Source organism: Paenibacillus sp. P4_E11 (assembly GCF_056401635.1).
Window position 1 is genome coordinate 1 of sequence record NZ_JBFUIX010000215.1, and the last position, 4,499, is coordinate 4,499.

Sequence of the window (4,499 nt, forward strand, 5' to 3'; positions counted from 1 at the left end):
CTCCCTAGCTTAATTGGTGTCGCGATTTTTTATCTAATCCCGTTTGCAATGGGTGTCGTCTACTCCTTTCTGGATCGCACGATTGACGGCACTTTTGTAGGGTTTGCCACCTACAAAGAAGTGTTAGCGAGCGATTCCTTTCGGAAGGCATCCTTCAATACGGTTGTGTTTACGGGCGTGGGAGTTCCGCTAATGCTGCTCTGTTCCTTGGTTTTGGCGTGGCTATTGAATATGAATGTTTACATCCGAAATTGGTTGCGTACGGCTTATGTACTTCCGCTAGTCGTACCGGTCGCTTCAGTCGTTATGATCTGGCAAATTTTATTTGATTGGAATGGATCCATTAATAATTGGTTTCATGATCTAGGCTTCCAACGGATCGATTGGATGAAATCCGAGTGGGCCAGAGTGGTTTTATCGGTCGCCTATTTGTGGAAGAACCTAGGCTACAACATCATTCTGTTCTTAGCCGGATTGCAAAGTATTCCGAAGGACTATTACGAAACGGYCGATTTGGAAGGGGCAGGCCCTCTTCGCAAACTGTTTCATATTACGCTTGTTTATTTAACACCAACGATGTTCTTCGTCGTGCTAATGTCGATTATTAACACGTTCAAAATCTTCCGAGAAACCTACTTAATCTCCGGGGATTATCCGCACGATAGCATTTATATGCTGCAGCACTATATGAACAACATGTTTCTCTCGTTGGATGTGCAGAAACTTACCGCTGCCGCTACGTTGATGGTGGGCGGCATGCTGGTCCTCGTTCTTGGGATGTTCGCAATCGATCGTCAATTCAGACGGTTCATGGAGTGATTATGAAAAAAATAACGTTCATTAAGAAATACCTGTTATCGATGATGCTGTTTGCCTTTGCGGTATTGATGCTGCTCCCCGTTATAGTTAGCTTTACGAATTCATTAATGACGGAGCTCGAGGTCGGAACCAATTATGACCTGATTGGGAAGATGATCGACGTAAATGCCGGGGAGAAGGATGGATTCGTCAATTTAAAGCTGATTCCCGATTGGGTGTCCTTCGAGCAATACGGAAAGGTGCTGGTGGAGACCCCGACTTATCTGAATATGTTCTGGAACTCGGTTTACATGGTTGTACCTATAATTGCAGGGCAAGTTCTCATCGGTTCGCTTGCCGCGTACGCCTTTGCCAAACTGCGGTTTAAAGGACGGGACAAACTATTCCTGGTCTATGTAATGGTGATGCTGATGCCGTTTCAGGTTACGCTGGTCCCGAATTATATTATCGCGGATAAGCTAGGTATTCTGAATAGCGCAAGCGCAATCGTGTTGCCTGGCATATTTGCGGCGTTTGGCGTGTTTATGTTAAGGCAGTTTATGTTATCCATTCCTTATTCACTAATAGAAGCTGCCATTATGGACGGGGCCGGACATTTCATGATCTTCTATCGGATCATGGTTCCGCTGATAAAACCCGGAATAGCAGCACTGGTCGTTTTGTTGTTCGTAGACTATTGGAATATGGTTGAGCAGCCGCTCATCTTTTTGGATGACGCTTATAAACAGCCGCTTTCCCTATATTTGTCGCGAATCCAGCAGGAGGCAAGGGGGATCGGTTTTGCCGCATCCGTGCTCTATATGTCCCCGATGTTACTTTTGTTTCTATATGCGGAATCTTATTTTATTGAAGGTGTGCAGATGTCTGGCATTAAAGGCTAGGTTAGGTGTTTGATGAAGCCAGATAAGGAGGTGATCACATGGAGGTGCGCACGGAACATGCGGACAGAGGTTTGAAACGCAGGATGAAACTTCTGTTAAGTTTGTTTATTGGGGCATTAGTCCTTCTAACCATATATAGCAATACGCTGCTCACAATGAACCTGCCCAAAGTTTGGGTTGAAGAAGGGAGTGTGGCTCCGCTTGTGCAAAATTACAGCGGCAGCGGGATTCTACAGCCTGCAAGCGTTGTGGAGCTGTCCAACCAAGCCGGATGGAAGATAACGACTGTTCTGGTCAAAGAGGGAGACCACGTATCCAAAGGTCAAATCCTAGCGACGTATGATAGCCGAGAGGCTGATAATCGAATTCGAGATGAGCAGGCGAATCAGGAACGCCAAAGATTGATGATGGAAGGCTTGCAAGATCGCTATATCGAAGCCGCACAAAGCGGTGAAGAGATCAAGATTCGCAGCGCGAAACGTGATATCGATGTTGCGAGAGTGGAGATGGGCGTGCAAGAAAGAAGAGTCAGGACTTTACAGGAAGATCTGACAAGGTTATGCGCAATCGCCGCTCCGTTCGATGGTGTGATTACGAAGGTGAATGCAGTACAAGATCTCTCTTCGGGAAGTGCGGGGCCGGATGTTCGCATCTCCAATGCTAGCTTGGGCTATCAGTTAGCCCTGCCAATTCCCTCCTCTATCACCGAGCAGTTAAAGCTGGGGGATAAGCAGACCGTCCAGGTGCGAATCAATGGAGTGAACCGAGCTATGGAAAGCACACTTGCGGACATTAAGAATTTAGAAGCGGAGCAACCAGCTATACCAGTTGGCGAGGGAAGAGAAGGCAGCGCTCCCGCCAAATCTATTTCTCAGAAACGTGTCTTACTGACTCTGCAGGGCGAAGAACTGCAAGGCGGTGAACAGGCAAGCGTTCAGATCGATAAGACGGCTGCGAATGAGAAGGGAATGCTTGTACCCAATAAGGCCATTCATGGAGAAGGCACGAATGCATTCATTTACGTTCTTGAAGAAAAGAAAGGCCCACTTGGCAATACGTATCATGCTACGAAAGCGGCGATTCAAGTCGGTGAATCCAATGAGCATTCAACGGTCGTCCTAAAGGGGGCTTATCCTGGCTTGTCTATCATCATGGAGAGCAGTGAGCCACTTCAAGATGGAAGCCGAGTAAGGTTGAAATAGAGTTCAATTAAAGAGAATAGGAAGTGAATGTAACGATGAAGAAACGATTAACTTTATTCATGAGTTTGGCATTGACGATGTCACTTACTGCTTGTGATGGCGGCAAAAGCAATTCGGTTAGCGAGAATAACTTAAGTACTGCACAACCGGGTAGCACGAGCACCCCTAACACTAGTACCCCTGCTCCTAAAGAGAATAACGGGAAGATCGAGGATGACAACAAAGACAGCAAGAAGAATATTGTTGTTTCCATCCTTGCTGCCAATGATTTCTACAAGCAAGCTAAGATGAAATATGAAGCAGCGCACCCTAACACCACTATAGAATTCAAAGAATTCGCAAATAGCGGAGGAGTAATGAGTCCTGCCGAGGTTGAAAGATACGTAAAAACGACCACGACAGAGATTCTATCAGGTAAAGGAGCGGATTTGTTCGCCCTAGACACCATTGACTTGCCGATCGACAAATACGTGAGCAAGAAAGCTTTCGTTAATTTGGACGAATTAATGAAGAAGGATAGCACCTTTGACCCGAGCCTTTACTATACGAACATACTAGAAAATTCAAAGATGAATGGCGGGCTCTATGTACTGCCAACACGATTCTTTTTGAGTCTGTTGTTCGGCGATGCAGTTGGTATAGAGAGAGCAGGGGTCGCTATAGATGATAAGAATTGGACATGGAGCCAGTTTGCGGAAACAAGTAAACAGCTGGCGGCCAAAGGAGTTCACCCCTTCTCTCTGGGAAGTACGCCTCCCGAGCAGATGCTTAACTCCCTGGTATCCGACAATTATGCCCAATTGGTCGATGGAGCTAATCGTAAGGCAAATTTCGAATCCAAGTACTTTACAGATTTGCTTGAGAGTGTGAAAAGTTTGTACAACGATAAAATCATTACAGCCGAGAGCGTGGGACCTAAGGGCAGCAATTTCTATCTTTCGGAAATCTATAACCCCAAAGACTACGTGGCGCGTCTCGGGATCTACTATACAAACGGAAAGATTTATCAGAAGCCGCATGCAGCAGGACAAAAATCAGGAGTGGCATTTGGCGGGCTTAGTAAAATTGCCATGAATTCGAATTCAACTGTTAAAGGAACGGCTTGGGATTTTATGAAGTTTCTAATGTCTGAAGAGATGCAATCCATGCCTGAGCTGCAAGAGAATGGCAGRGGTTTCTCGGTGAACAAGAAAATTAATGAGAGACAGCTAGTAGATTTAGCAGCTGAAGTGACAAATGGAAAAGGAGCAATTAATACTGTTAAGGGCGGTGCCGTCCAAGTATCAGAGAAGGATATTCAGTCCCTTAAGACAATGGTGTCTGAAGCGAGTCTCCCGGTTACGCTGTTTAACAAAGTTCAAACGATCATTGCAGAGGAAGCCAAAGCTTACTTCACTGGACAAAAATCAGCTGAATCTGTTGCAAAACTGATTCAGAACCGTGTAACGACTTATCTAAACGAATAATATCGTAAAACTTGACTTGATTGATTAGAAGCCGCGCTAATGCGACTTCTAATTTTACGATGATGTTCATGTAAAAAGCAGAAACATGAAAATTCGAAAACATTACAAGGTAATTTGGAAGAGGGTATTTG

At 45.3% G+C, this 4,499-nt stretch carries 4 protein-coding genes; all 4 read left to right on the plus strand.

What is annotated here, in order from left to right:
• Positions 1 to 819: carbohydrate ABC transporter permease (locus tag AC1DWB_RS31500; RefSeq protein WP_477545044.1), on the plus strand; the 819-nt coding region annotated here is incomplete at its 5' end.
• Positions 820 to 821: 2 nt separating this feature from the next.
• A complete protein-coding gene (locus tag AC1DWB_RS31505) occupies positions 822 to 1,700 on the plus strand; it encodes a carbohydrate ABC transporter permease (protein ID WP_477545045.1) in 879 nt (292 codons plus the stop codon).
• Between the two features lie 38 nt (positions 1,701 to 1,738).
• Complete coding sequence (locus tag AC1DWB_RS31510; RefSeq protein WP_477545046.1) at positions 1,739 to 2,902, plus strand: efflux RND transporter periplasmic adaptor subunit; 1,164 nt, start codon at positions 1,739 to 1,741, stop codon at positions 2,900 to 2,902.
• 35 nt (positions 2,903 to 2,937) lie between these two features.
• Positions 2,938 to 4,368 (plus strand): ABC transporter substrate-binding protein, encoded by a 1,431-nt coding sequence (locus tag AC1DWB_RS31515; RefSeq protein WP_477545047.1) that lies wholly within the window; start codon positions 2,938 to 2,940, stop codon positions 4,366 to 4,368.
• The last annotated feature ends 131 nt before the right edge of the window (positions 4,369 to 4,499 follow it).

Excerpts from the sequence above, each read along its gene's own strand:
- AC1DWB_RS31505 (WP_477545045.1), top strand. The coding sequence starts at position 822 with ATGAAAAAAATAACGTTCATTAAGAAATACCTGTTATCGATGATGCTG.
- AC1DWB_RS31510 (WP_477545046.1), top strand. The coding sequence starts at position 1,739 with ATGGAGGTGCGCACGGAACATGCGGACAGAGGTTTGAAACGCAGGATG.